Genomic DNA, 488 nt, shown 5'->3' with positions numbered 1-488 from the left:
TGGAAGTCGCCGGTGGGCTCGCCGTCTTTGCCCAGGCCCTGGTGGCCGGTGGCCACGCCTTGGACGGAACCGTCGGCGTTGTAGATGACTTCGGACGCGGCAAAGCCGGGGAAGATCTCCACGCCCAGGCTTTCCGCCTGCTCACCCAGCCATTTGGTCAAGGCGCCCAGGCTGATGACGTAGTTGCCGTGGTTGTGGAAGCAGTCGGGCACCAGGGCATCGGGGGTCTTGGTGGCGCCGCCCTCTTTCAAGAACAGCACTTCGTCGCCGGTGACGGGCTGGTTCAGCGGGGCGCCCAGTTCTTTCCAGTTGGGCAGCAGCTCGTTCAAGGCGATGGGGTCCATCACGGCGCCGGACAAAATGTGCGCGCCGGGCTCGGAGCCTTTCTCCAGCACGCACACGCCGATCTCGGTCCCGCGCTCGGCGGCCAGTTGCTTCAAGCGGATGGCGGTGGCCAGCCCGCCCGGGCCGCCGCCGACGACGACCAC

General features: G+C 67.6%; 1 protein-coding gene. It reads right to left on the bottom strand.

Annotation, left to right across the window (positions count from 1 at the left end; translation table 11 throughout):
* Positions 1 to 488 (bottom strand): NAD(P)/FAD-dependent oxidoreductase (locus tag HA630_RS01130; protein ID WP_208299902.1); only part of this gene is annotated, 488 nt, incomplete at both ends.

The organism is Aquabacterium sp. A08 (assembly GCF_011742065.1).
This window is presented reverse-complemented; position numbering and strand designations above follow the sequence as displayed.